This window comes from Croceibacterium ferulae (assembly GCF_003660445.1).
GTDB lineage: Bacteria > Pseudomonadota > Alphaproteobacteria > Sphingomonadales > Sphingomonadaceae > Croceibacterium > Croceibacterium ferulae.
This window is the reverse complement of record NZ_QZVQ01000007.1, coordinates 74066-98762: the sequence shown is the minus strand read 5'-3', so window position 1 is coordinate 98762 and position 24697 is coordinate 74066. Positions and strand designations below refer to the sequence as shown.

16 protein-coding genes are annotated in these 24697 nt (G+C 67.6%); 9 read left to right on the top strand and 7 right to left on the bottom strand.

Annotated elements, in window-relative coordinates; genetic code table 11:
- The first annotated feature begins 223 nt into the window (after positions 1-223).
- Complete coding sequence (locus D5S08_RS09350) at positions 224-2902, top strand: TonB-dependent receptor (protein WP_241557330.1); 2679 nt, start codon at positions 224-226, stop codon at positions 2900-2902.
- Between the two features lie 39 nt (positions 2903-2941).
- Here the strand turns inward: D5S08_RS09350 and D5S08_RS09345 are convergent, their stop codons facing one another.
- The 6 genes from D5S08_RS09345 to D5S08_RS09320 all read right to left on the bottom strand — a co-directional run bounded on the left by D5S08_RS09345 (position 2942) and on the right by D5S08_RS09320 (position 11257).
- Positions 2942-5071 (bottom strand): AsmA family protein, encoded by a 2130-nt coding sequence (locus D5S08_RS09345; protein ID WP_121117835.1) that lies wholly within the window; start codon positions 5069-5071, stop codon positions 2942-2944.
- Between the two features lie 150 nt (positions 5072-5221).
- Complete coding sequence (locus tag D5S08_RS09340; protein ID WP_121117833.1) at positions 5222-6871, bottom strand: MFS transporter; 1650 nt, start codon at positions 6869-6871, stop codon at positions 5222-5224.
- Positions 6872-6960: 89 nt separating this feature from the next.
- Complete coding sequence (locus D5S08_RS09335) at positions 6961-7620, bottom strand: HPP family protein (RefSeq protein WP_121117831.1); 660 nt, start codon at positions 7618-7620, stop codon at positions 6961-6963.
- Positions 7621-7680: 60 nt separating this feature from the next.
- Positions 7681-9153 carry a serine hydrolase domain-containing protein gene (locus D5S08_RS09330; RefSeq protein ID WP_206610310.1) on the bottom strand — a complete coding sequence of 491 codons (1473 nt, stop codon included), beginning with the start codon at positions 9151-9153 and terminating at the stop codon, positions 7681-7683.
- 97 nt (positions 9154-9250) lie between these two features.
- Positions 9251-10375: an aldose epimerase family protein gene (locus D5S08_RS09325; protein WP_194074836.1), complete on the bottom strand. Its 1125-nt coding sequence runs from the start codon at positions 10373-10375 to the stop codon at positions 9251-9253.
- Positions 10376-10492: 117 nt separating this feature from the next.
- Complete coding sequence (locus D5S08_RS09320; RefSeq protein ID WP_121117827.1) at positions 10493-11257, bottom strand: SDR family oxidoreductase; 765 nt, start codon at positions 11255-11257, stop codon at positions 10493-10495.
- Between the two features lie 124 nt (positions 11258-11381).
- Between D5S08_RS09320 and D5S08_RS09315 the strand changes: the two genes are divergently transcribed.
- Entirely contained in the window at positions 11382-11621 is a 240-nt protein-coding gene (locus D5S08_RS09315) for a DUF6894 family protein (protein ID WP_121117825.1), read from the top strand.
- Positions 11622-11791: 170 nt separating this feature from the next.
- On the opposite strand, the gene D5S08_RS09310 is transcribed toward D5S08_RS09315, so the two are convergent.
- A complete protein-coding gene (locus tag D5S08_RS09310) occupies positions 11792-12271 on the bottom strand; it encodes a peroxiredoxin (protein WP_121117823.1) in 480 nt (159 codons plus the stop codon).
- Between the two features lie 163 nt (positions 12272-12434).
- Here D5S08_RS09310 and ahcY point away from each other — a divergent pair, with 163 nt between their 5' ends.
- The 7 genes from ahcY to addA are packed head-to-tail and all read left to right on the top strand — an operon-like array spanning position 12435 to position 24697.
- Complete coding sequence (ahcY, locus tag D5S08_RS09305) at positions 12435-13853, top strand: adenosylhomocysteinase (protein ID WP_241557329.1); 1419 nt, start codon at positions 12435-12437, stop codon at positions 13851-13853.
- A gap of 52 nt (positions 13854-13905) precedes the next feature.
- Positions 13906-16071, top strand: a complete 2166-nt coding sequence (locus D5S08_RS09300) for a PAS-domain containing protein (protein ID WP_121117819.1) — start codon at positions 13906-13908, stop codon at positions 16069-16071.
- Positions 16068-16517 (top strand): tRNA (adenosine(37)-N6)-threonylcarbamoyltransferase complex ATPase subunit type 1 TsaE, encoded by a 450-nt coding sequence (gene tsaE / locus D5S08_RS09295; protein WP_175578916.1) that lies wholly within the window; start codon positions 16068-16070, stop codon positions 16515-16517. Before D5S08_RS09300 ends, tsaE begins: the two co-directional genes overlap by 4 nt.
- Complete coding sequence (locus D5S08_RS09290; RefSeq protein WP_121117817.1) at positions 16514-17494, top strand: aminoglycoside phosphotransferase family protein; 981 nt, start codon at positions 16514-16516, stop codon at positions 17492-17494. Before tsaE ends, D5S08_RS09290 begins: the two co-directional genes overlap by 4 nt.
- The gene (locus D5S08_RS09285) at positions 17491-18231 is read left to right on the top strand and encodes a nucleotidyltransferase family protein (protein WP_121117815.1); all 741 of its coding nucleotides are present in this window, start codon (positions 17491-17493) and stop codon (positions 18229-18231) included. The genes D5S08_RS09290 and D5S08_RS09285 overlap by 4 nt, the downstream gene beginning before the upstream one ends.
- Positions 18232-18236: 5 nt before the next feature.
- Positions 18237-21239 carry a double-strand break repair protein AddB gene (gene addB, locus D5S08_RS09280; RefSeq protein WP_241557328.1) on the top strand — a complete coding sequence of 1001 codons (3003 nt, stop codon included), beginning with the start codon at positions 18237-18239 and terminating at the stop codon, positions 21237-21239.
- Positions 21221-24697: a double-strand break repair helicase AddA gene (addA, locus tag D5S08_RS09275; protein ID WP_121117813.1), complete on the top strand. Its 3477-nt coding sequence runs from the start codon at positions 21221-21223 to the stop codon at positions 24695-24697. The genes addB and addA overlap by 19 nt, the downstream gene beginning before the upstream one ends.

The window sequence follows — 24697 nt, the reverse complement described above, 5'->3', positions numbered from 1 at the left end:
TGCGGGCGAAGCTGTGCCTCGCAGATGATGTGATCGTGCGGGCACTCGCGGCGCACTGTTCGGCCGCGCCTCGCGGAAGCTTTGGTACGATGCATGACTACATGGACCGAGCGGCTCGCAAGTGATTGCTTCCCTACGATCCGCGATCTAATCGTCGGATTACAGAAGCATGGCACCAGGCAGAACTTGCAGGGATGATCGTGCACGGAGGGGTGAGGTTCCTATGATCATCGAGTTCGCTCTCTCGGTGCGTGGTCTGCGGGCAATGGCGCTGTGCGGCGTGTGTTCGGCGGCGGTCTTGCCGGGTGCTGCCATCGCGCAGGATGCCGCCTCCCTCCCTGCGGAGGCCAGTGCAAGTGCGGACACCTCCGCTTCGCGGGACGTGCCCGGCAATGCCATCATCGTCACCGCCACCAAGCGCGAACAGACGCTGCAGGAAACTCCGGTGGCCGTAACCGTGACCACGGCCGAGACGCTGGAGCGCGAGCAGATCCGCGACCTGCGCGACCTGCAATCGGTGGTGCCATCGCTGCGGGTGACGCAGCTGCAGAGCTCCGCCAACACCAATTTCATCATCCGCGGCTTCGGCAACGGCGCCAACAATGCCGGCATCGAACCCTCGGTCGGTGTGTTCGTGGATGGGGTCTATCGTTCGCGCACCTCCGCGCAGATCGGCGACCTGCCCGATGTCGCCCGCATCGAGGTGCTGCGTGGGCCGCAATCCACCCTGTTCGGCAAAAATGCGAGCGCGGGTGTCATCTCCATCGTCACCCGCCTGCCCAGCTTCACGCCGACCGGATCGGCCGAGCTGTCCTATGGCAATTACGACGCCCTCGTCGCCCGCGCCTATGCCAGCGGCCCGCTGGACGATCACGTCGCGGTGAGCCTTGCCGCCGGCATCAACCGGCGGGACGGATACAATCGCGACGAAGGCTCCGGCACGCGCACCAACGAACGGGATCGCTGGTTCATTCGTGGGCAGGGGCTGTTCGACAATGGTGGAGCGCTGACCGCGCGCCTGATCGTGGACTATGATCGCATCGACGAGAATTGCTGCGGCGTCGTGAACCTGCTCAGCTCGCCCGCCACCGCCGCGATCCGCGCGCTGGGCGGGCAGGTGAGCGATCCGGCCGACCGGTTCGGCAATGTGGTGTACAACAATTTCCCCTCCACCAACGTCATCGACAATGTCGGAGTGTCGGGGCAGTTCGACCTGGACCTCGGCCGGGTGGCGCTGACCTCCATCACCGCTTTCCGCACGACCGACGGTACCTATGGCCAGGATGTGGACTTTACCTCCGCCGACCTGCTGCGCCGTTTCTACGACCAGACGCTGGAAACCTTCACGCAGGAACTGCGCGCCACCGCAACCTTCGGGCCGGTCACCGCGCTGCTCGGCCTCTATTACTTCGATGAAAAGGTGCGGGAGCGGCAGGATGTCGTCACCGGCGATTCTTTCCGGACCTTCGCGGACATCAGCGTCGGTGGGAATGGCAGCGGCGCGGCGGTGACGAACCTGGAAGGCACGCTGGGCACGCTGTATGGCAACCCTGCGCAATATATCGGGCGGTTCTTCGTGCCTGGTGTGAGCGAAACGGGCACCTTCGATCTCGAGAACCAGGCGCTCTCCCTGTTCGGCCAGTTCGATGTCGAGATCGCTGCTGGCCTCGTCCTGACACTGGGCGGGAATTACACGATGGACGAGAAGCGGGCGACCACCACTTACGCTTCCTCCGATGTGTTTTCCGGCATCGATCTGGTGGATGCCGGCGGCCGGGCGATCACAGCGCAGGGCATTGCCACCACGGTGGGCACTCTGCTCGGGCTCGGCCGGCCTGCCACGCAGGCGGAGATCGGCGGCTTCGCGCAGGCCAGCCCGGCCGGCTTTGCCCAGGTGCAGGCAGGGGCGCAGGCCTTCGCCGCCGTCAACGCGGCCAACCCGCAGGTTAACCCGCTGCTCGGCGCGCGCGCGCTTCAGCTGTTCCCACCCTTCGTCAACCTTCCCAATGCGGTGGAGAGCGGTGAGACCGACGACAATGATTTCGCCTATACGATCCGCCTGGCCTACGATGTGGATGACGCGCTCAATGTCTATGCAAGCTATGCCACCGGCTTCAAGGCGAGCTCTTTCAACCTGTCGCGCGACAGCCGCCCGTTCCTCGGCGACGCGGCGGCGCTTGCCGGGGCGGGGCTGGCAGTCAACAATCTCACCTATGGCAGCCGCTTCGCAGGTCCGGAGGAGGCCAGCGTCATCGAAGTGGGACTGAAGGCCAGCAGGGGCCGTTATTCGGCCAATCTCACCGGTTTCCGGCAGGACATCGACGGCTTTCAGTCCAACATCTTCACCGGCACCGGCTTCTTCCTCGCCAATGCCGGCAAGCAGCGCACCTGGGGCGTGGAGTTCGAGGGCACGGCCAATCCGGTCGACCCGCTTACGCTCAGCCTGGGCGTCACCTGGCTGGATGCGACCTATCAGGAGTTCCCGCTATCCTCGGTCGGCGACCTGTCTGGCCTGAGCGTGGCCGGGGTGCCGGACTGGACCGTGGTGGTGGGCGGACAATGGATCCAGCCGCTGCCCGGCGGGGACGAGCTCGTGCTGCGCTCGACCTTTCATCACGAGGCCGAGACCAACATTGTGGAGGGCCTGCCAGGCTTTGTCAGCCAGGGTCAGGGCGCAGCCATTGCGGCGGCCGACCAGTTCACGCGGGAAGTGAACGAGCTGTCGGCCTCGCTCACCTATGTCATGGATAGCGCTGGCGTGGAGCTGTCGGTGTGGGGCCGCAACCTGCTCGACAATCGCTACCTGCTTTCGGTGTTCGACTCGGTGGCGCAGCCCTTCGCAGTGTCGGGATATACCAACCAGCCGCGCACCTATGGCGTGGGGGCGCGCTACCGGTTCTGAGCCCGCCACCCCGCGGCGCGGGGTGATGGGCAATCCAACTCAGAAAATTCCGAGGAATTTCTTGCGCGGCTTGGTGGTCGCCGTGGCGGTTTCGCCATCGCCGACGTCGTCGCGCCGTTCGCCGTCTCGGGTGCGTTGCGCCTCTGCAGTGGCCCCGGCCAGAACCGGTCCGCATGCAGCGCTTTCCGCATCGCCGACATCGACGAAGGCCAGCAATGCCGCCGGCGGCGCGGCCAGAGCGGCGAGCCCCAGGCCTATTCCGGCACGGCCAAGCAGTTCCGGGCTGACCACCGCCAGCGAAGGCTCCGAGAAATAGCCGCCGACTCGAACCGGCGACTGGCCTGAGAACAGGCTGAACTTCTTGGCGTCCGCACTGAAGGCGAGGTCCATCTGCTCGGTCGCGAAGCTGAACCCGCCTCGCCCGGTGATGACGTTCTTGCGGGTGTCGATCAGGATCGGATCGGCAGCCGCAACCCCGCGCCGCACGGTGAACGCGACCAGGCCACAATTGATGTTCACCGGCTCCTCCAGCCGCTCCTCGAACATCTTCTGCACGAACGTACCCAGGTCCAGTTCGGAAAGCTGGACGTTGCGGGTCGTCAAGGTGCCCTGCGGGATGACAAAGGCGATACGGCCGCGCGAGGTGGCCAGTGAATCATGCAGCGTGTCGCCATCGCCCTCCAGCTGCAAACGGCCGCTGATCGTGCCGTTGGTTCCGGCCTCGGCCACGCCGAATCCGCTCAGCAATTGCGTCATCGGGGTAGCGCCCAGCCGGAAATCATAGGTGATGCGCGCAGGCCGCCTGCGCCAGTCGATGCGCACATCCGAAGTGACGGCGCCACGCGCCATCGTGAAGCCGAACGGGGACAGGCTGAGCAGCCCGTCATCCAGCGCCACGATCACCGCGATATCGGTGACCGGCATCTTGTCCGATCGCAGTCGCGCGACCTTGTAGCGCACGTCGGCGTCGAACGCGCGCAGCCCCTCTGCGCGGAGCGTGGCGTCGGGCAACAGGCGTGCAGGCGCTGCACCCGTCGCCCTGGCTGCTGCGGCATATCCCTTGCTGGCGACCAGATCGGGGTTGTAGCCGATGAAGGGCGCAACATCGACGATGTCGAGCATCCGCGTGGCCAGATCGGCGTCGATATGGACGCGTTCGCCGCCATTGTTGATGGTGAATGCCCCGGCAATGTCGCTGTCGCCGAAGCGACCGGACAAATCGCCGAAGCGGTACCGGCTGTCCCGTTTCACCAGTGTCGTCTTCAGCTGATAGACGCGCGTACGCGGCACGACGATGCCGAGGATGGCGAGCAGTTCGGAAACGTCGTTCCCGCGTGCGGTCACCGCCAGCGGCACGCCTTCAATATCGGCGAGACTGGGCAGCGTGCCGGACATGGTGATGTGATCGTTACCGGCATCAGCCTGCAGGACGAGCCGGTTGCGTCCGCCTGCAGCCGTCGCGTTGGGGGTCAGCAACTCGCCGCGCAGCGTGAACGGGGTCTTCCGGATGCGTCCGTCGCCGGTGAAGCGGACCGCCTCACCGATACGGGCGTTTTGCGAAGTGACTGACGAGAAATCGAGATCGGCCAGGAGGTCGAGCTGCGGATCGCGGTAGCGAAGCGCGGTCGAAACCAGCTTGGCGCGCTCGATGATCGGCATCTCGAACGGCTCGCCACCGCCGTCGCTGGAGAAGGTCCAGCTGTTGGCGGTATGCGCCGCATTCCATTCCAGATCCAGGGCGGCATCGTCCAGGTCCAGCCAGCGCAGTCGCCGCTTGCCGAACAGCAGTGACAGTGGCGCAATCCTGGTATCAATGCGGCGCGCGGCGAACAGATGACGCTGCGTGGTCCATGCGGGATTGGCGACCGTCAGCCCTTCGGCGAACAGCTTGATATCGAACGGTGCGAAGTAGAGCTGGAAGTCCCCGCGTACCGTCACCGGCCGGTCGATCAGGCTGGTCACCGTGCGCTCGAACGGACCCTTTAGAAAACGACCCTTGGTGATGAACAGCACCAGCCAGAGGATGGCGATGACGGCCACGAGGCAGACAGCGACATTACGGGCGATCCGCCAGGCCTTGTGACGGCGCGTGTCCGCGTCAGTCACGCCCCCGGCGGCTTCAGGCTGCGCGCCGGTCTTGACCGGATCCGCCTCGTCACCCTCGATCATGCCGTGCACCAATCATCACCGTGGATCCAGTCTGGCCCATACGCCTCAGCACCTTGCCACAATATGGCCAGTTCCCGGCGCAAACAGTCGCGGGACGCTTCTCTGCCGCTGCCCTGCAACAATCGCTGGCCAGCCCAACGGTTTCGTCGATCAGCTCTGGCGTGCTGTGTCGGTCATCGGTTCGGCGAGTTCCCGCGGAGAAGCGTCGCGCATTCCGGGCAGCGTGCTGGTCTGGCGCTCGATCATGCGGTGCACGACAGGCCGCGCGCCGCCGATGTGCAGCGCCAGGATGTCACGGGTGTTCTGCGCGTCCTCCTGCGTGCGACGCTGGTTGTGGCGCACGTAATCGAGCCAGGTCGCGACATGGTACCGCTCGATCCACAATGCGCTCTCGCCCAGATCGCGCAGCAAGGTCCAGTGTCTCGCCCCGTCGCGCCTGCGGATCCGCCTGCGCTCGTGCATGACGTTGAGGAAGCGGGCGATATCTTCGGGCGCGATGCGATATTCGATCGTCACCACGATCGGTCCGCTACGTTCGTCGACCGACACGGCCGTCTCCGGTTCCGCCCACTCGCGCAGCGCCAGGTCCAGGTCGCGCGCGGCGGGAAGGGGAAGGACGAGCCCTGCCAGAATCGTCAGCGCCTGAACACCCGCCGCCACAAGCAAGGTAGTCTGCACGCCCTCAACATCGGCGATGCTGCCGAACAGCACCGCTCCGCCCGTCATGCCGCCGAACGCCGACATCTGATAAAGCGACAGCGCCCGCGCCACGACCCAGCGCGGTGCCGACAACTGCACCGTGACGTTGAACGTCGACAGCGCCAGCACCCAGCCGCCACCAGCCAGTGCCAGCGCCGGGATGGTCAGCAGCAAGGTCTGGCTGAGCCCGGTCACCACGCTGCCGCCTACCATCGCGGCGGCTGCCACACGGACGATCATCTCCACCTTCATGCGGTCGCGCAACCGGCGGACCATCAGCCCGCCGCCGACGGCGCCGATCCCGAAAGCGCCCAGCAGCACGCCATAGGTGAGCGAATTGCCCACGATCACGTCCCGCGCGATCAGGGGCATCATCGCCGGCACCGCGCTCGCGCCCACGCCGAATATCAGGGCGCGCATGAGCACGGTGCGGATGTCGGGCGACATGGCGACGTAGCGCACCCCGGCCGCCATCGCATGGCCCAGCGTCTCGCGCGGCAGGACGCGCACGGCAAGGTCGGGTTTCCACCGCGTGAGTACGGCGATCAGCCCGACATAGCTGACCGCATTGACGACGAACGCGGCCGCCGCGCCCGCGGCAGCGACAATGGCCCCGCCGATCGCCGGACCAAGGCTGCGCGCGATGTTGAAGCCCATGGAATTGAGCGCGACCGCACCGGGCAGCGCGGCACGGGGGACCATGTCGCCCACCGATGCCTGCCATGCCGGGCCGTTCATCGCTGCGCCGCAGCCGATCAGGAACGTGAAGCAGAGCAGCAGCCAGGGGGTGATCCACCCGGCAAAGGAGACGGCCGCCAGGGTGACGGACACCAGCAGCATGAAGCCCTGCGCGGCAAGCATGACACGCCTGCGGTCAAGATTGTCCGCGACCGCGCCCGACCATAAAGAGAGCAGCAGGATGGGGAGGGCCGTGGAAGCCTGCACCAGGGCGACCATCTGGGAGGACGGCGTAAGCGAGGTCATCAGCCACGATGCGCCGACCGACTGGATCAGCCCGCCGAAGTTGGACGCCATGCTCGCGATCCACACGGCGCGAAACACCGGGAACGACAAGGGCGAGTTCGGCGAGGGATCTGCCATCCCGTGCCAGATGCGCGATCCTTTGATCGATGCCAAGCTCGGAAACCGTGCACCGCAGGTGAGTTACGCCAATCTGCGGCGGACAGACCCTATGACTTGCTGCGGCGGGCCGCATGCGCCTGCGCCCGCATCAGCAGGGCGTCGAGATCGGCCCGGCTGATGTCGAAGCTTTCATGCATCTCGTCCAGCGCCCTGTCGATATCGGCAGGCTGCAGGTTGGGGGTCGGGGCGGGCAGCGGTGGGACATGGGGGTAGGAGCGGGCCGTCGCACGATGGATGAACAGCGCCAGCGCGACCAGGGCGATCGAATTGATCCCGACGGGCGCAAATGCGAAGGCATAGCCCGCCCCATGCACCCCTGATCCGCCGATCACCGCCGTCAACGCCGCCGCGCCGCCTGGCGGGTGGAGGCAGCGCAGGAGCGACATGACCAGGATGGCACCACCCACTGCCAGTCCGGCCGCCACCGCTGGCTGGGGCACCAGTTGAAATGCGGTGACGCCCACCAGCGTGGAGATGATGTTGCCGCCAACCACCGGCCAAGGCTGCGCCAAAGGGCTGCTCGGCACAGCGAATACCAGCACGGCCGACGCCCCCAGCGGCGCGACGATGATCGGGATATCGGCCGCGCCGATCGGCAGGCCGGCGCACACGACCATGGTCAGGCCGATGCCGATCGCGGCGCCAAGGCATGCGAGAAGCCGCTCGCCGAAATGCGCGCCGGCCAGCAAGGGTCTGAACAGGGACATGCCGTCGGCAACTAGGCGAATGCAGGGCCGCGAAGCAAGCTCAGGCAGGAGGTGGCGGCGTTACTCGACGGCCTGGTAGATCAGGGTCCGCAGCTTGCCATGATCGTCGATGTCTCCACCGGGCAGGAGCTGCGTCAGATAAACGACGGTGAGGCCCTCCTTTGGATCGACCCAGTACTGGCTGTGATACGCGCCGCCCCAACTGAACTCGCCCTCCGAGCCGGGCTGGCCGGCGGCACCCAGGTCGAGGCGAATGGCGAAACCGAGCCCGAAGCCCATCCCGGGATCATACTCGATCTGCCCGAGGTGGTTGGAGGTCATCAGCTCGACCGACTTGCGGCCCAGATACCGCCGTCCGTCAAGCTCGCCACCCTGTCGTAGCATCTCCAGGAAACGGCTGTAATCGGCCGCGGTCGAGAGAAGACCGGCTCCGCCCGAATAGGCGACGCGAGGACCGTGGAGATAATGGCCCTGGCCAAAATGTCCGCCGCCGGTCCAGGCGTCTGCGTCAGCCGCGCGCCTGACGCCGCCTTGCTCGGCCTCGTAGACGACCGCCAGCCGCCCGGCTTTCTCGCGCGGCAGGTAGAAGGACGTGTCCTTCATGCCCAGCGGCGTGATCAGGCGTTCATCGAGAAAGGCCTGCAGCGACATGCCGCTGAGCTTCTCGACGATCACGCCAAGAATGTCGGTGTTGTAGCCATAGACGAACTTCTCGCCCGGCTGCTCCGCCATCGGCAGCGACGCCATGCGGGCGACGGCAGCCGACACAGGCTCGCTGCGGTCGGCAAAGTACCAACCAGCCAGGCCCGCATTACGCCACGCCTGCTCGGCCGGCCCACCGCCATAGGAGATGCCGGCAGTATGGGTCAGCAGATCGCGGATGGTGATCGGCCGATCGGCCGGGACGATGTCGTAGCCGCCTTCGGGCGTGGCGACCGCCACTGTGGGATTCTGCCACTCCGGCAGGTGCTTGCCGACAGGATCGCCGAGCAGCAGCTTGCCTTCCTCCATAAGCATCAGCACGGCGACGCTGGTCAGAGCCTTGGTCTGGGACGCGATGCGGAAGATGCTGTCTTCCTGCATCGGGTCGCCCGCTTCCCTGTCGCGCCAGCCCACGGCTTCCGACAGGACAGGCGTGCCGTTCTGCGAAACCCGGACCACCGCTCCTGCCAGCCTGCCTTCATCGACATAGCGCTGCAGTTCGGCACGAAGGCGGTCCAGCCGCTCCGAAGAAATGCCGGGCGGCGACGCAGCAACGGCCTGATGGGATGCCTGGGCATGGGCCACGCCCGAAAAGCCCAGCAAGGCGGTCGAGATCACAAGGGACGAGGCGATCCGTGCGGCCGTCATACCTAATCGCTTCATACCCTGTCCCTTGCCCTGTTTCCCGTGCCGCGTCGCAGGCATCTGCCCGCGCCGCTCTGATCGTCGCGCATAGCAAGCACCTGCCGCCAGTTCGCGCGCTTTCTTCTCCACAGCGTCGATCGAAAGCAGGCAAGTAGTCATCGCCACCGGCGGGATCTTGGTGCCCATCCTCCGTCCGGCTCGCCTGTTCCTGGCGGCCTAGATATCTGGGCCGATGTCGCCGCTCCGGCCGATTGCATTGGAGGCGCTGGATGGCTGCCGGCGTTCACGAGCAGGAGACGGACCGGGCACCATCGGTGCCAAAGCGCCAGATCGTTGTCTGGCGATAGGTCTGGCCGGGTCGCAGGATCGTCGTCGGGAACTGCGGTTGGTTGGGGCTGTCGGAAACATGCTGCACCTCCAGCGCGATGCCGTCGCCGGGCTGATAGACATGGCCGCTCGGCCCGGCATCGGTGCCGTCGATGTAGCCGCCGGTATAGACCTGGATCGAAGGCTCGGTCGTTTCGATCGTCAGCGTCCGGCCTGACCCGGGATCGATCAACAGCGCGACCGCCGCAAGCTGCCCATCGGCCTTGTCGAACAGCCATGCATGATTGTAGCCCCGCGCGGTAAGCGGCGGAGCCGGGTTCGCGATCCGCTCACCCAGATTGTACGGACAGCGGAAATCCATCGGCGTGCCGGCTACCGGTGCCAGCTCTCCCGTCGGTATGCCGCCCTCGTCGGTGACGATGTAGCGATCCGCCTCCAGCTTCAGCCATTGGCCGGCAACGATTCCGCTACCTTCGCCCGCCAGGTTGAAGTAGCTGTGATTGGTGATGTTGAACGCCGTCGGCCGGGTCGTGCGTGCGCTGTACTCGATGTGCAGCGCATTGTCGGCAGCCAGTCGGTAAGTAACCGACACCGACAGCTCGCCGGGGAAGTTCTGGAAGCCATCGGGGCTGACCAGCGTGAACGTGACCTCGTCCGCGCCAGCCTCACTGCTGGCCGCGTCACCGGCAGACGGGCGGCTGACCTGCCAGTCGGCAGTATCGAAGCCTTCGGCTCCGCCACCATGGAGCGCATTGGCGCCGTCATTCGCCACCAGATCGATCTGCCGGCCATCGATGGTGAAACGCGCGCCTGCGATCCGCCCGGCATAACGCCCGATTGTCGCACCGAAGCCGTTCTTCTTTACCTTGGTGCGATAGTCGGTAGCCTCGGGATAGCCGAGCACGACGTTCGCCATCTCGCCTGTCCGATCCGGCACCATGATCGCCTTCACGATCGCACCCTGGGGAATGACCTCAACGGACATGCCGCCTGCATTGCGCAGGACAATGGTGGGATCCTCTGACGACTGCGCGGCAGCGCCCATGGGCAAAGCGGCGGCAAGAAGGGCGATGATCTTCATGCGCTGCTTTCTATGGCAAGCGCTTCGGGATCGCGACCCTCATCTTGCGCGGTACTCTGGCCCGCTCGGCCAGGGCAATTATGCGCCCGGCCGGATCGGTCGCATGACTGGCGGTATTCAGTCCCCGCCGATCTCCTTAGCCGGGGTGTTGAGCGCGGCGAGCGCCTGCTCCAGCCGGCCCTCCCGCTCGGCGTTCCGCAGGAAGCCTACCCGTTCCACCAGGATCTCCGGCGGGGTCGGCACTTGCGAGAACAAGGTCATCACCTCGTCGATGAACGCGTCCAGCGGGAGGTAGCCTTCGCGGCTCTCCTGCCCCGGAGTCAGCTTTGTCTGCACCGCCGGGGGGACGAGTTCGATCACCTCGATCCGGCCACGCAGGACCTCTCTCAGCGACATCGTGTAGGAGTGGATTGCCGCCTTCGTCGCACTGTAGGTCGGCGATGTCAGCAGCGGCACGAAAGCCAGCCCTGAACTCACATTTATGATCGCGGCATCGGGCTGCGCCGCCAGATGATCGATCAACGCATTCGTCAGCCGGATCGGTCCGAGAAGGTTGGTGGTGACCGTCGCTTCCGCATCGCCGAGATCACGGGCGTGGCCCAGCTCCTCGATGCGCATGATGCCGGCATTGTTGAACAGGACGTTCACGGTCGGATGCTCCGCCAGCAGGCGCCGGGTGAAATCGGCAAGGCCTTCCGCATCCTCGACGTCCAGCTCGATCGCATGCATGTTCTCGCGTCCGGCGATGGCGCTTTCCAGTGCCTCTCGCCGACGCCCGGCGACGATCACCGTGTTGCCGGCATCGTGGAACCGGTGCGCCAGGGACTCACCGATGCCGGAGCCGCCGCCCGTGATCAGAATGGTGTTCCCGCTTGTCTTCATGGTTCCGCTTTCCTTGATGGTTGATGCAACGCTGGGATGCGAAAGGCGGCATTTGCTCTAGGTGGTGTTGCCGACCATGGCACAGTCTTGAGAAACTGCAGGGGCGCAGCGAGGTTTCACTCCTATGCCGTGCTTCTACACACATGTGTCCTATGCGAAACAGTGCGCCCGGGACCTTGAAGGAGAGTGGTTTGCAGATCTCGACGCAGCTCGTGAAAGTGCACGCCAGAGCGCGCGCTTGATGATCTCCCAGATGATTGCTGCCGGAAACGACGCGATCAGGCTCGAATACCGGATCTGCGACGCGGCGGGGGCGCTGCTTGCCACGGTACCGGCCTCCGCATCGATCTCGTGGCTTGAATAGATGCAGATGTCAGGGCGGTCGTGATCCGCCACTTCAAGCCGGCGCCGTCGTGGCCGGTCATTGAACGGAATCGTGATGGCATCCGGCCTCGACCCACAAGGCAGGGAGTCGACGGCCCCACGTGACACTCGCCCAGCATGGCGGGGCGCCCCCGGGCGCCCCGTTCGACCTCAGAGCTGGCCCAGCATGTATTCTGCGCTGCTGACCTTGAAGTCGCCCGCCTGCTCCACGTTCAGCTCGGTCACTACGCCATCGTCCACGATCATGGAGAAGCGCTGCCCGCGCTTGCCCAAGCCGAAGCCGCTGCCGTCCATGGTCAGGCCCAAGGCCTCTGCGAACTCGCCATTGCCGTCGGCCAGCATGGTGATGTCCTGCGACCCGGACGCCTCGTTCCACGCGCCCATCACGAAGGCATCGTTCACCGCGGTGCAGGCGATCTCGTCCACGCCCTTTGCCTTCAGCTCGGCCGCTTTCTCCACGAAGCCGGGCAGGTGACGCGCGGAGCAGGTGGGGGTGTAGGCACCAGGGACGGAGAACAGCGCCACCTTGCGGCCGGCGAAATAGTCGGCGGACTGCACTGCGTCCGGACCCGCGGGCGTGACCTTGGTCAGCTTCACGTCGGGCAGGCGGTCACCTTTGGCAATGGTCATGCGGATAGAGCTCCTGTTGATGTCCGTCGCCCAGATAGGGGGTGGGGGCCCTTGCGCAACCGCCGGTTTGCAAGGCTCCGTCCGCCGCGCTAAGGGGCGCACCACCACGGCGCCGCGTGGAGCCCCGGCAGCGCCCTCAGCCAACCAGCAGGAGTTCGTCCACGTGGCCACCGTTGCGCCTGAACACGACTACGTCATCAAGGATATCAGCCTTGCCGATTACGGCCGGGCGGAGATCGAGATCGCCGAAACCGAGATGCCCGGCCTGATGGCCGTGCGCGAGGAATACGGTGCACAGCAGCCGCTGAAGGGCGCGCGGATCACCGGGTCGCTGCACATGACGATTCAGACCGCCGTACTGATCGAGACCCTGGTGGCCCTTGGCGCCGAAGTGCGCTGGGCCACCTGCAACATTTATTCGACGCAGGACCACGCCGCCGCGGCGATCGCCGCGGGTGGCACGCCGATCTTCGCCATCAAGGGCGAAAGCCTGGCCGATTACTGGGACTATGTCGGCCGCATCTTCGATTGGTCGAGCGAGGCCGACGAGGACCTGACCTGCAACCTGATCCTGGACGATGGTGGCGATGCCACCATGTTCGCGCTGTGGGGCGCCCGGGTCGAGGCGGGCGAGACCCTGTTCGAGCCGAGCAACGCCGAGGAGATCGAGTTCGTCCGCGCACTGAACGCCTTCCTGAAGGCCAAGCCCGGCTACCTGACCCGCACCGTGCAGGCGATCAAGGGCGTCAGCGAGGAGACCACCACCGGCGTCCACCGCCTGTATTCGCTGGCCAAGCAGGGCCGCCTGCCGTTCCCCGCGATCAACGTGAATGACAGCGTCACCAAGTCGAAGTTCGACAATCTGTATGGCTGCAAGGAATCGCTGGTCGACGCGATCCGCCGCGCGACGGACGTGATGCTGGCCGGCAAGGTCGCCTGCGTCGCCGGCTTCGGCGATGTGGGCAAGGGCAGCGCCGATTCGCTGCGCAATGGCGGCGCCCGCGTGATGGTGACCGAAATCGACCCGATCTGCGCATTGCAGGCCGCCATGGAAGGCTACGAAGTCGTGACGATGGAAGAAGCGGTGACCCGCTGCGACATCTTTGTCACCACCACCGGCAACGAAGACGTGATCACGGCCGAGCACATGAAGGCGATGAAGCCGATGGCCATCGTCTGCAACATCGGCCACTTCGACAGCGAGATCCAGATCAGCGCACTGGACAATTACGACTGGCAGGAAGTGAAGCCCGGCACCGACGTGGTGACCTTCCCTGACGGCAAGAAGATCATCATCCTGGCCAAGGGCCGGCTGGTGAACCTGGGCTGCGCCACCGGTCACCCCAGCTTCGTGATGAGCTGTTCCTTTACCAACCAGGTGCTGGCCCAGATCGAGCTGTTCCAGAAGGCGGAGCAGTACAAGAACGACGTCTATGTCCTGCCCAAGCACCTGGACGAGAAGGTCGCCGCGCTGCATCTGGAAAAGCTGGGCGTGAAGCTGACGACGCTGAGCCAGAAGCAGGCCGATTACATCGGCGTGCCGGTCACCGGCCCCTTCAAGTCGGACCATTACCGCTACTAAGCCGGCCGTGGCTCTTGCATCGCGCCGCCTGCGCCCATAGCGCTGGCGGCCGATGCAATTGTCGCCCCTCGCGCTGGTCCTGCTCGGCCTGCTGCTCTCCGCCTGGAGCGTGGGGGCGGCGTGGATTGCGCTGGGGGCCCGGTCGCGGGAGCGGCAGGCCCGCAGCGCCCGGGCCAATGTCCGCCGTCTGACCCGCATGATCGACACCGCGCCGGCCCTGCCGCTGCTGGTCCGGTCGGACGGGCGGATCGAAGGGCCGGAACGACTGGCATCGCTGCTCGGCCTCGATCGCTTGCCCGAATACCTGCCCGAGCTTGGCCGGCATGCGACCGGCCTGAACCCGGCCGATGTGGACAGCCTGGCGGAACAGGTCCGCCGCACTCAGAAAAGCGCCGCATCCTTCTCCATCGTGCTGCAGGCACGCGGCGGCAAATCGCGCAGCCTGTCCGTGCAGGGCCAGCTGGCCGATCCCGCCGTCGCACCGGAAGGGACCGCGCTGCTGTGGTGGTTCGACGTATCGGACAGCGATGCCGAACTTGCCAGCGCGCGCAAGCAGGCGGCGGAGGCTTCCGCCGATTTCACCGCGCTGGTCGGGCTGGTGGAACAGGCGCCTCTGCCCATGTGGGTGCGGGGCCCCGATGGCACGTTGCGGTTCGTCAACCAGCCCTATGCTGATGCGGTGGGTTTGCCCGACGCCGCAACCGTGCTTGAATGCGGGCTGGAGCTGGTCGAACCGGTCGACGGCATGAACGCCCGCGCCGCCGCCGCCCGCGCAGCGGAAAAGGGCGCGCCCTTGTCGCGCCGGGTGCAGGCGACGATCGCCGGCGAACGGCGCGCGCTGAAGGTCACGGACCTGCCGATCGCAAACACTGAAAACGTCGCCGGTTACGCGCTGGACGTGGAGGAGCGCGAGCTGCTGGCCCGCGAACTGGCCGCATTCCAGTCCAGCCAGCGCGTCCTGTTGGACAATCTGCCGCTGGGCGTCGCGCAGTTTTCCGCCGCCCGCCGGGTGGACTTTGTCAACGATCCGTTCACCCGCATCTTCGGTCTGGATCCCACCGCGGCGGTGGACAGCCTGCCGCTCGATCGCGTGCTCGATCGGATGCGGGAAGCCGGACGCCTGCCAGAGATGCGCGACTTCCCCGCATTCCGCCGCGAACTGGCCGGCTGGTTCCAGGCAAGCGAGCCGATGCGGGCGGACTGGGTGGTGAAGGGCGGTACGCATCTGAAGGTGCTGGGCCTGCCGCTGCCGGATGGCGGGTTGGTGCTGGTGGCGGAGGATCGGTCGGAACAGCTGTCGGTGCTGGCTGCACGCGATACGCTGCTGCGGGTGCGCACCGCCATGATCGACAATCTGTTCGAGGCGGTTGCGGTGGTCGCGCCGGACAGCCGGCTGCAGCTGTGGAACCGCCGTTTCGGACTGTTGTGGGATCTGCCGGAAGACCTGCTGCCGCCGGGCACCGGTCCCGATCCGGCGGCGCCGCGCTTCGACACGGTACTGCAGGCGATCGCCACGCGGCTGGCCCGCCCGGCGCAATCCGCTGCGATCGCCGATGTGGTGCGTGCGGCCACGCTCGACCGGCGGATGCGGGCAGGGCAGGTGATGCTGGCGGATGGCCGCACCCTGGCCTTTGCCGGTATCCCGCTGCCTGATGGCAACGGCCTGCTGACCGCCGTCGATGTCACCGGCCAGAAGTTGCGCGAGGATGTCCTGCGAGAGCGGGCCGATCTGGTGGAACGGGCCGATCAGGCGCTGCAGCACGAGACCGGCCCGATCGTGTCCGGTGCCCGCGAGACGGTCGAACTGCTCCCGTTCGTGACCCGAACCGTCCGTGCGCAGGAACAGGAGATCGTCGCCCGCGGCCTGAAGCTGGATCTCCGCGGCGATCGCAGCGCGGGCGAGGTGCAGTCCGATCCGCAGCAACTGGACGCCGCGTTGGACATCCTGCTGCAACGGGCCATTGCCGATTGTCGGGACGGCGGTCGCATCCAGGTCACCCTGGCTGGTCCCCGCAAGCCGGAGCGTATCGTGCTGGCGCATGACGGACTGCCGCTGGCGCCCGTTGTGCTGGAGGAGGCGCTGGGCAGTGCGCCGGCGCGCAGCGAGGCCGGGCGGGCGCTGGCCCGTGCACGGCTGCTGGTGGAGGCGCAGGACGGGCAGCTGCGCCTGCGATCCGATGGTGTGCGCGGCACCGTTGCCAGCATCGTGCTGCCGTGACCCGCACGATTGACCTGCCGGACGAAGCCGCCACGCAGGCACTCGGGCGGCAGATAGAGGCGGCATTGCGCCCCGGCGACGTCGTGGCGCTGACCGGCGGGCTGGGTGCGGGCAAGACCACGCTGGCGCGCGCCATCATCGCCGCTGCGGGCCATGCGGGGGAGGTGCCGTCCCCCACTTTCACCATCGTGGAAACCTATGATCCGCCCGCCGTACGCCTGCCGCTGGTTCACGCGGACTTCTACCGGCTGCGCTCGCCGGACGAGGCCGCAGAGATCGGGCTGGACGATTACCGCGCCGGCGCGGCGCTGATCGCCGAATGGCCCGACCATGCCGGCGGCTTCGCGCACGAGCCCGGCTGCCTGTCGGTCCACATCGAAACAGTGGGTGAGGCGAGAAGGGCGATTGTGGAACCGGGCGCGGATTGGCATGGCCGTGCCCCATGAATGATGCTCTGCCTGCGGGCCTCGACGAATTCCTGAGTGAAGCCGGCTGGGCCGATGCCGCGGTGGAGCCGCTGGCCGGCGATGCCAGCTTCCGCCGCTACTTCCGCATCCGCGCCTCCGACGGTCGCACGGCCATGCTGATGGACGCGCCGCCTCCGCATGAAGATCCGCGCCCCTTCCTGCATGTCGCCGGATGGCTGGCCGATCACGGGCAGCGCGCGCCCAACATTCTGGCCGCCCAAGCGGAGCAAGGCCTGGTGCTGCTGGAGGATTTCGGCGAGGCGCGCATGCGTGACTGGCTGGACGACCATCCGGAGGATGAAAGCGATGTCTATGCCGCGGCGATCGACACGCTGGTGGCATTGCACCGGCAGCCGGCCGGACCCTTCCCGCCCTATGACCTGACCATATACCAGCGCGAAGCCGCCCTGTTCGTCGAATGGTACTGCCCGGCCATGGGGCTTTCGGTCGATGCGGCGGGTTGGCACGCCGCCTGGGAACAGGTGCTGGAGCCGTTGCTGGCCCGGCAGGCGCCTGGCGTGACCGTCCTGCGCGATTACCACGCAGAAAACATCATGCTGCTGGATGGTGGCGCGCAAGGGCTGATCGACTTCCAGGATGCGCTGGTCGGGCACCGCGCCTATGATCTGGTGTCCCTCCTTCAGGATGCCCGGCGCGATGTTGCACCGGAACTGGAGGCCGCGATGCTGGACCGGTACTGTGCCGCCGCCGCAGCCGACGATACCTTCCGCGCCGATTACGCCCGCCTGGGTGCACAGCGTAACGCCAAGATCGTGGGCATTTTTGCCCGGTTGTGGAAGCGCGACGGCAAGGCGCGCTACCTGGCCTTCGTACCGCGTGTCTGGGATGCGCTGGAACGCGACCTTGACCACCCCGCGCTGGCACCGGTCGCCGCCTGGTTCGCAGCCAACATTCCGCAGGAAGTGCGCGATACGCAAGGCGGGGAACTGCAATGAACGCACCGGTAAAGGGCTTGTTGCCGACGCTGGCATCGGACACCTGCATGGTGCTGGCCGCGGGTCTGGGCAAGCGCATGCGGCCGCTGACCATCAGCCAGCCCAAGCCGATGGTGCGCGTCGCCGGCAAGCCGCTGCTGGATCACGCGCTCGACCGCCTCAGCGCCGCCGGCATAGCTCGTGCCGTGGTCAATGTGCATTATCTGGGCGACGCGATCGAGGCCCATGTAAAGGAGCGCACCAACCCGCAGGTCGTGATCTCCGACGAGCGGGACCAGCTGCTGGAAACCGGCGGCGGGTTGGCGCGGGCGGCCGGCCTGCTGCCCGATCCGTTCTTCTGCATGAACAGCGACAATCTTTGGCTGGATGGACCGTACGACGCCTTCCATGAACTTTCGCGCGCCTGGGATCCGGCGCGAATGGATGCGTTGCTGCTGGTGACGGGTCACGCCCGCACGCACAACTTCCTCGGCACCGGCGACTTCCACATGGACGGCCTGGGCCGCCTCAGCCGTCGCCGCGCCGCCCGGGTCGCGCCCTTCGTGTTCACCGGGGTGCAGCTGGTATCCAAGCGCCTGCTGCGCGACGCACCCGACGGGCCGTTCTCCACCAACCTGCTGTGGGATCGCGCGATCGAGGAAGGCCGGCTGTTCGGCATTGCCTTCACCGGCGAGTGGTTCGAGGTCGGCACGCCGCAGTCGATCGCGCCGACCGAAGCGATCCTGGCAGGCGGCTGACCGCCTTGAGCCAGGAGAGCATAGGCGGGGGGCTCAGCCGCGGCGCGCCGCGCGTCCACGCGATCACCGCCCATCGTGGCTTCGCCGATGCCCTGGTCGCCGGGCTGGTGCCGCGATACTCCGATACGGAGCTGGGCCTCGCCCGGCTGACCCTGCTGCTGCCCAGCACCCGCGCCATCCGCACCGTGACGGAGGCGTTCATCCGGCATTTCGGCGAGCATGGCGGGCGAAAGGCGGCTGACGGGCAGCGCCGGGCCGGCCTGCTGCTACCACGCATGGTGGTTGTCGGCGATCTGGATCTGGACGAGGCGCTCGGCCCCGTGCTGGACCCGCTGGCTGCGGGTGCGGACATCCCGCCCGCTGCCGACCCGACCTATCGCTGGCTGCGCCTCGCCGAACTGATTGCGGGCGAACGGCCGGGCTTGCCCGGCGCGGCGCTGCTGCGACTGGCGCACGAGACCGCGCGCACCATGGACCGCCTGCTGGTGGAAGAGATCGCGCCGGAGGACCTGCTCGGCGACCTGGTGCTGGATACGCTGGGCGACCTGGCAGAGCACTGGCGCAAGAGCCTGGCGCTGTTCGCACGCGTCCAGCAGATGTGGCGCTTCGAACTGGAGGAGCGCGGGCAGGTTGACGCCGCCACCCGCCGCAACCTGCTGTTCCGCCACGCCGCGCAGAGCTGGCGACGCGATCCGCCGGCCACCCCGATCATCGCGGCCGGTGTGACCAGCGCAGCGCCCGCACTGGCGCGCCTGCTGCGGGTCGTTAGCGAACTGCCGCAGGGCGGGGTGGTGCTACCCGACTTCGATCTCGCCTTGCCGGAGCATGTGTGGGACGAACTGGGTCACGCCGGAGCGCCCGATGCAGTGCCGCCGCTGGCGCATGGCGACGCGGTCACGCACCCGCAATATCACCTCAAGGTGCTGCTCAACCGCATGGGCGTAGGGCGGGAGGAGGTGCAGGCCTGGCATCGCGCCGGCCTCGGCGCCGCGCCGCCGGCCCGCAGCCAGGCGCTCAGCAGCCTGTTCCTGCCGCCGTCTGCCAGCAGAGGCTGGATAGACCTGCCGCCGGAAAAGCGCCGCATGTCCGGCGTGCGGCTGATGCAGACCGCTCACCCGGAGGAGGAGGCGCAGGCCATCGCCCTGCTGGTGCGAGAGGCGCTGGAGGTGCCGGCGCGGCGCGTGGCAGTGGTCACGCCCGATCGCGGACTGGCCGGGCGGGTGGTGGATCATCTGCGCCGATGGAACATCCAGGCGGACGATTCGGCTGGGCGCCCCTTGCCGCAGACCGCCGCCGGCCGGCTGTTCCTGCTGCTGGCGCAATTGGGGGCGGAGGGCGCCGCGCCCGTGCCGCTGATCGGACTGCTACAACATCCGCTGATGCAGGCCGACGATCCGGTGACGCGCGCCCGCTGGCTGGACCACGTGCGACGCCTGGATCTGGCGCTGCGCGGTCCGCGTCGTGCGCCCGGGCTGGAGGCGATCGGCTCCGTCGCTCAGGCGGCGCGACTGGATCGCTGGTGGGACGCGCTCGCGCCAACGCTGACGCCCGTGGTACAGACAGGTACGGCTCCGCTGGCGGACCTGCTCGACGGGCTGGTCACGGCAGGGGAGGTGCTGGCCGGCGAAGCATTGTGGGCGCGGGAGGATGGCCGGGCGCTGGCCGAGTTTGTGGAGGATCTGCGCCTGCACGCCGGTGCGGTCGGCACGATGCTGGACGTGGCGGAGCTGCCGGCCGTGCTGCGCGAGGCGATGGAGCGGGTGGCGGTGCGGCCATCCTATGGCGGGCACCCGCGGGTCACCATCTACGGCCTGCTGGAATCGCGCATGGTCCGCGCCGATCTGGTCATCTGCGGCGGGCTGAACGAAGGAGTCTGGCCTGCCACGCCCAGCACCGACCCGCTGCTTGCCCCCGCCGTGCTGCGGGCGTTGGGCGTGCCCGGCGCGGATTTCCGCATCGGCCTTGCTGCGCATGATCTGGCCGGGGCGCTGGGCGCGCCCGAGGTGGTGCTGAGCCGGGCGGAGCGCGATGCCGGCGGTCCGGCGATCGCCAGCCGTTTCTGGCTGCGCGTCCAGGCGCTGCTGGGGGAGGACCTGCTGCCCCGGCATCAGGAACTGCGCATCCCGGAACTGGCGCGACTGCTGGACCAGACCGGCTACGAACCACCGCACCCCCGCCCGCAGCCCAGCCCGTCGCCCGAACAGCGGCAGGTGCGGATCAGCGTCACTGCGCTGGATCGGCTCCGGTCCGATCCGTACCAGTTCTACGCTTCCTCCATCCTGCGGCTGAAGGAACTGCAGCCACTGGATGCCGAGCCGGATGCCGCATGGCGCGGCACCGCGGCGCACGCCATCCTGGAGGCCTGGCACCGATCCGGCCGGCCGCTGCCCGATGTGGCGGAGGAGGAGCTGGCGAAGTTCGGCCAGCACCCGCTGATGCTGGCGCTGTGGCGCCCGCGCCTGCTGAAGGCGCTGGAATGGGCAGCGGCGGAGATCGCCCGCCATCCGGAACGTGCGCCTGCCCTGTTCGAAGAGTGGGGCGAGATGGTGGTGCGCGGCGTCACCATCTTCGGCAAGGTCGACCGGATCGACCGGCTACCCGGAGGCGAACTGGCCATCATCGACTACAAGACGGGCCGGACGCCAAGCGGTGCGGAGGTCGAGGCCGGCTATGCCCTACAGCTGGGCACGCTGGGCCTGATGGCGCGGGCTGGCGGCTTTCCGGAACTGGAGGGAGAGCCGACCGCCTTCGAATACTGGACGCTGGCCAAGGCGAAAAGCAGCGAGACCGGCTTTGGCGCGGTGGTCACGCCGTTGCTGGTCGGATCGAAGCGCAGCGGCATTCCACCGGCTGACTTCCTGCCGGAGGCGGAACGCTATCTGCACGATGCGCTCAGCCGCTGGATCCTGGGCGAGGAAGCCTTCACCGCGCGCCTCAATCCCGATGCGCCGGGCTATGCCACCTATGACCAGCTGATGCGCCTGGATGAATGGATGGGGGAACTGTGAGCAAGGTCCATCCCCTGCGTGGCGAGCAGGCGCGCGCGGTCAATCCGGCGGACAGCGTATGGCTGAGTGCCAGCGCCGGCACCGGCAAGACGCAGGTGCTGTCCGCCCGGGTGCTTCGGCTGCTGCTGCAGCCCGATGTGTCGCCGGAACAGATCCTGTGCCTCACCTTCACCAAGGCCGGAGCGGCCGAGATGGCGGAACGGGTCAATGCCGTGCTCGCGCGCTGGGTGCGGCTGGAAGAGACGGTGCTGTTCACCGACCTGCTGGCGATCGGCGCACCGACGGACGATGCCACGCGTGATCGCGCCCGCACCCGCTTCGCAGCAGTGCTGGACACGCCGGGCGGAGGTCTGCGGATCGACACGATCCATGCCTTTTCCCAATGGCTGCTGGGTGCCTTCCCCGAGGAGGCGGAGATGGCGCCGGGCACGCAGCCGATGGAGGATCGCGACCGCGACCTGCTCGGCCGGCAGGTGCTGGCCGATCTGCTCGGCCAGTGGCAGAGCACCGGCGATGGCGAGCCGGTCGCCGCACTTGAGGCTTTGTCCTTGCGGCTGGGGCCGGACAAGGCGCGCGGCTGGCTGATGCGCTGCGCCGCCGCGCGCGACCTGTGGTGGGGGCCTGGAGCGTGGCAGGAGCCGCTGCGCCCGCGGATCGAGCCGGCGCTGGGCCTGCCGGTGGGCGCGGGGCCGGAAAGCCTGCACGAATTATGCGCCGACGGGCTGTTCGACTGCGTTGCCCTGCAGCGCTGCCTGGAGGTCAATCGCAGCTGGGGGACGGCCACCGGGCTGAAATGCGTCGACGCGATCGCGCTGTGGCAGGGCAGCGACGGTGCGGCACGGGCAGAGAGTTTCGAGGCGCTGAAAAGCGCACTGTTCACGAAAGAGGGCAAGCCGCGCTCCCTGAAATCGCTGGAGAAGCTCGACGCCAATTACGAGGGCACGGCGGCCCGCGTGCTGGAAAGCATCGTGCGGGTGCAGGAGCGGGCCGCACTGCTGCAGCTTGCGGACATGCTGGTGCCGGCCCTGTCGCTCGGCCGCCGCTTCGCGCTGGCATGGGATGCGGCCAAGACGCGTGAGGGGCTGATCGAGTTCGACGACCTCATCCGCCGCGCCGCCGCGCTGCTGACGGTGCCGGGCATGGGCGAATGGATCCGCTACAAGCTGGATCGCCGGTTCGATCATATCCTGGTGGACGAGGCGCAGGACACCAACAGCAGCCAGTGGTCGATCATTGGCGCGCTGACAGAGGATTTCTTCGCAGGTCAGGGCCAGCACGACAACAAGCTGCGCACCATCTTTGTCGTCGGCGACTACAAGCAGGCGATCTTTCGCTTTCAGGGGACCAGCCCCGAAAATTTCAGAGATGCGAAGAACCGTTTCGCGCAGGCGATGCTGGACCGGGTCGACAATGTCCGCCTGCTGCCCGAACGGATCGACGCGCGCGAACTGGTGGAGCTGGGCCTTGGCCGCTCGTACCGCACGGCGCAGCCGGTGCTGGACTTCGTGGATGCCGCCATTGGCCTGATCGGGCACGGGAGCATGGGGCTTGATCGGCCGACGACCCCGCATGTGGGGGACGAGCGCGCCGGCATGGTCACGATGTGGCGGCCGGTCGTCGCCCAGCCCGGCGAAGACGAGGAGCCCGACGAGGAAGGAGAGGGCGGCGAAGGCTGGCTCTCCGCCCCCGAACGCCGCATGGCCGACCGGATCGCCGCGCAGATCAAGGCGATGATCGGCACCTATCCGCTGGTGAAGGGCACTCCGCGAATGGCGGGGCCGGGCGATTTCATGGTGCTGGTGCGCAAGCGGCGTGAACTGGCGGGGCTGATTGTCGCGCGGCTGCATGCCGCGGGCGTGCCGGTGGCGGGCGTGGATCGGCTGCGGCTGGGCGCGCCGCTGGCGGTGAAGGACCTGCTGGCGGCTTTGCGCTTCGCCACGCAGCCGCTGGACGATCTCAGCCTGGCGTGCCTGCTGGTCAGCCCGCTGGTGGGCTGGAGCCAGGAGCAGCTGCTGCAGCATGGCTGGCGCGGGGACAGCAAGGCGCCGCTGTGGGATCACCTGCGCCGGTCCGACCATCCGGAAGTGCTAGCCCTGCGCGTGCAGCTGGATGCACTGCTGGCGCGCGCGGATTTCGAGCCGCCCCATGCGGTGCTCCACTGGCTGTTGCTCGGTCCATGGCAGGGCCGGGCCCGGCTGGTGGCCCGTCTGGGACGGGAGGCGAATGACCCGATCGACGAGCTGCTGAATGCGGCGCTCGCTTTCTCCGCCACGCAGGTGCCGGGGCTGACCGCCTTCCTGCGCTGGTTCGATGCCGGGGAGGGAGAGCTGAAGCGCGACCAGGCCGGCGCGGGCGGGCTGGTGCGGGTGATGACGGTGCATGGGTCCAAGGGCCTGCAGGCGCCGATCGTGATCCTGGCGGACTCCACCGGCAACCCCGATGCCAGCCCGATGCGTGACCTGGTGCTGCCGGAGGAGGTGCCCGGTTCTGCGCGGGTCATCCCGCTGCCCGATCCACCTCGGGAACTGAAGGTCGGCCGCATCGCCGCGGCCGAGGCGCGGGCGAAAGCAGAAGAGCGGGAGGAGCACTGGCGGCTGCTCTATGTCGCGATGACGCGGGCGGAGGAGGCGCTGTTCATCGGCGGCGCGCTGGGCAAGCGGGAGACCGAACCCGCCGAAGATAGCTGGTATGCCCGCCTGTCGCCCTTGATGTTTGGTACCGAGATTGACGATCCGGTGTGGGGCGGCCGGCGCGAATGGGGCGATCCGCCCGAAATCCCGCGCAGCCTGCAGCGCCGACAGGCCGAGCTGCCGATCCCCTTCGTGCCTCCGCAATGGGCGGTGCGCGCCGTCGGCGAGGAGCCGCGTCCGCCGCGCCCGCTGGCGCCATCCGCTGCCGGCAGCGAAGAGGGCTCCGACCCGCCGCTGGCACCGGGTGAGCCCAGCTTCGCCGCCCGCCGGGGCGTGCTGATCCACCGCCTTCTGGAACGTCTGCCCGCCGTGCCGGTGGCAGTACGGGAAGAGCAGGGCTCTGCATGGCTGGCCCGCCACGCGGCCGACCTGCCGCAGGACATGCGGCGCGAGATGCTGGCGACCACGCTTGCTGTGCTGGCCGAACCCGCCTGGGCGGAGCTGTTTGGGCCGGACGCGCTGGCGGAGGTGCCGCTGGCGGCGACGGTCGACGGGCAGGTGATCGCCGGCACCGCCGATCGCCTGCTGGTGACGCCGGAACGAGTGCTGGTGGCCGACTTCAAGACAGCACGCCGTCCGCCGGCCAGCGTTGATGCGATCCCCGCCGCGACCCGGCGGCAGATGGCCGCCTATCTCGCGGCGCTCAGCGAGATCTACCCGGATCGCCGGGTGGAAGCGGCGGTGCTCTACACGCAGGTGCCCGCGCTCTACCCGCTGGCGGCCGCCCCCGCGGGCACATTGCGGGACACGAAGGAAAGCTTGGCCTGA

Excerpts from the sequence above, each read along its gene's own strand:
- D5S08_RS09320 (WP_121117827.1), bottom strand. The coding sequence starts at position 11,257 with ATGAAGACAAGCGGGAACACCATTCTGATCACGGGCGGCGGCTCCGGC.
- D5S08_RS09285 (WP_121117815.1), top strand. The coding sequence starts at position 17,491 with ATGAACGCACCGGTAAAGGGCTTGTTGCCGACGCTGGCATCGGACACC.
- D5S08_RS09330 (WP_206610310.1), bottom strand. The coding sequence starts at position 9,153 with ATGGGCACCAAGATCCCGCCGGTGGCGATGACTACTTGCCTGCTTTCG.
- D5S08_RS09290 (WP_121117817.1), top strand. The coding sequence starts at position 16,514 with ATGAATGATGCTCTGCCTGCGGGCCTCGACGAATTCCTGAGTGAAGCC.
- D5S08_RS09315 (WP_121117825.1), top strand. The coding sequence starts at position 11,382 with ATGCCGTGCTTCTACACACATGTGTCCTATGCGAAACAGTGCGCCCGG.
- addA (WP_121117813.1), top strand. The coding sequence starts at position 21,221 with ATGGATGGGGGAACTGTGAGCAAGGTCCATCCCCTGCGTGGCGAGCAG.
- D5S08_RS09310 (WP_121117823.1), bottom strand. The coding sequence starts at position 12,271 with ATGACCATTGCCAAAGGTGACCGCCTGCCCGACGTGAAGCTGACCAAG.
- D5S08_RS09335 (WP_121117831.1), bottom strand. The coding sequence starts at position 7,620 with ATGTCCCTGTTCAGACCCTTGCTGGCCGGCGCGCATTTCGGCGAGCGG.
- D5S08_RS09350 (WP_241557330.1), top strand. The coding sequence starts at position 224 with ATGATCATCGAGTTCGCTCTCTCGGTGCGTGGTCTGCGGGCAATGGCG.
- D5S08_RS09325 (WP_194074836.1), bottom strand. The coding sequence starts at position 10,375 with ATGAAGATCATCGCCCTTCTTGCCGCCGCTTTGCCCATGGGCGCTGCC.
- D5S08_RS09345 (WP_121117835.1), bottom strand. The coding sequence starts at position 5,071 with ATGATCGAGGGTGACGAGGCGGATCCGGTCAAGACCGGCGCGCAGCCT.
- D5S08_RS09340 (WP_121117833.1), bottom strand. The coding sequence starts at position 6,871 with ATGGCAGATCCCTCGCCGAACTCGCCCTTGTCGTTCCCGGTGTTTCGC.
- D5S08_RS09300 (WP_121117819.1), top strand. The coding sequence starts at position 13,906 with ATGCAATTGTCGCCCCTCGCGCTGGTCCTGCTCGGCCTGCTGCTCTCC.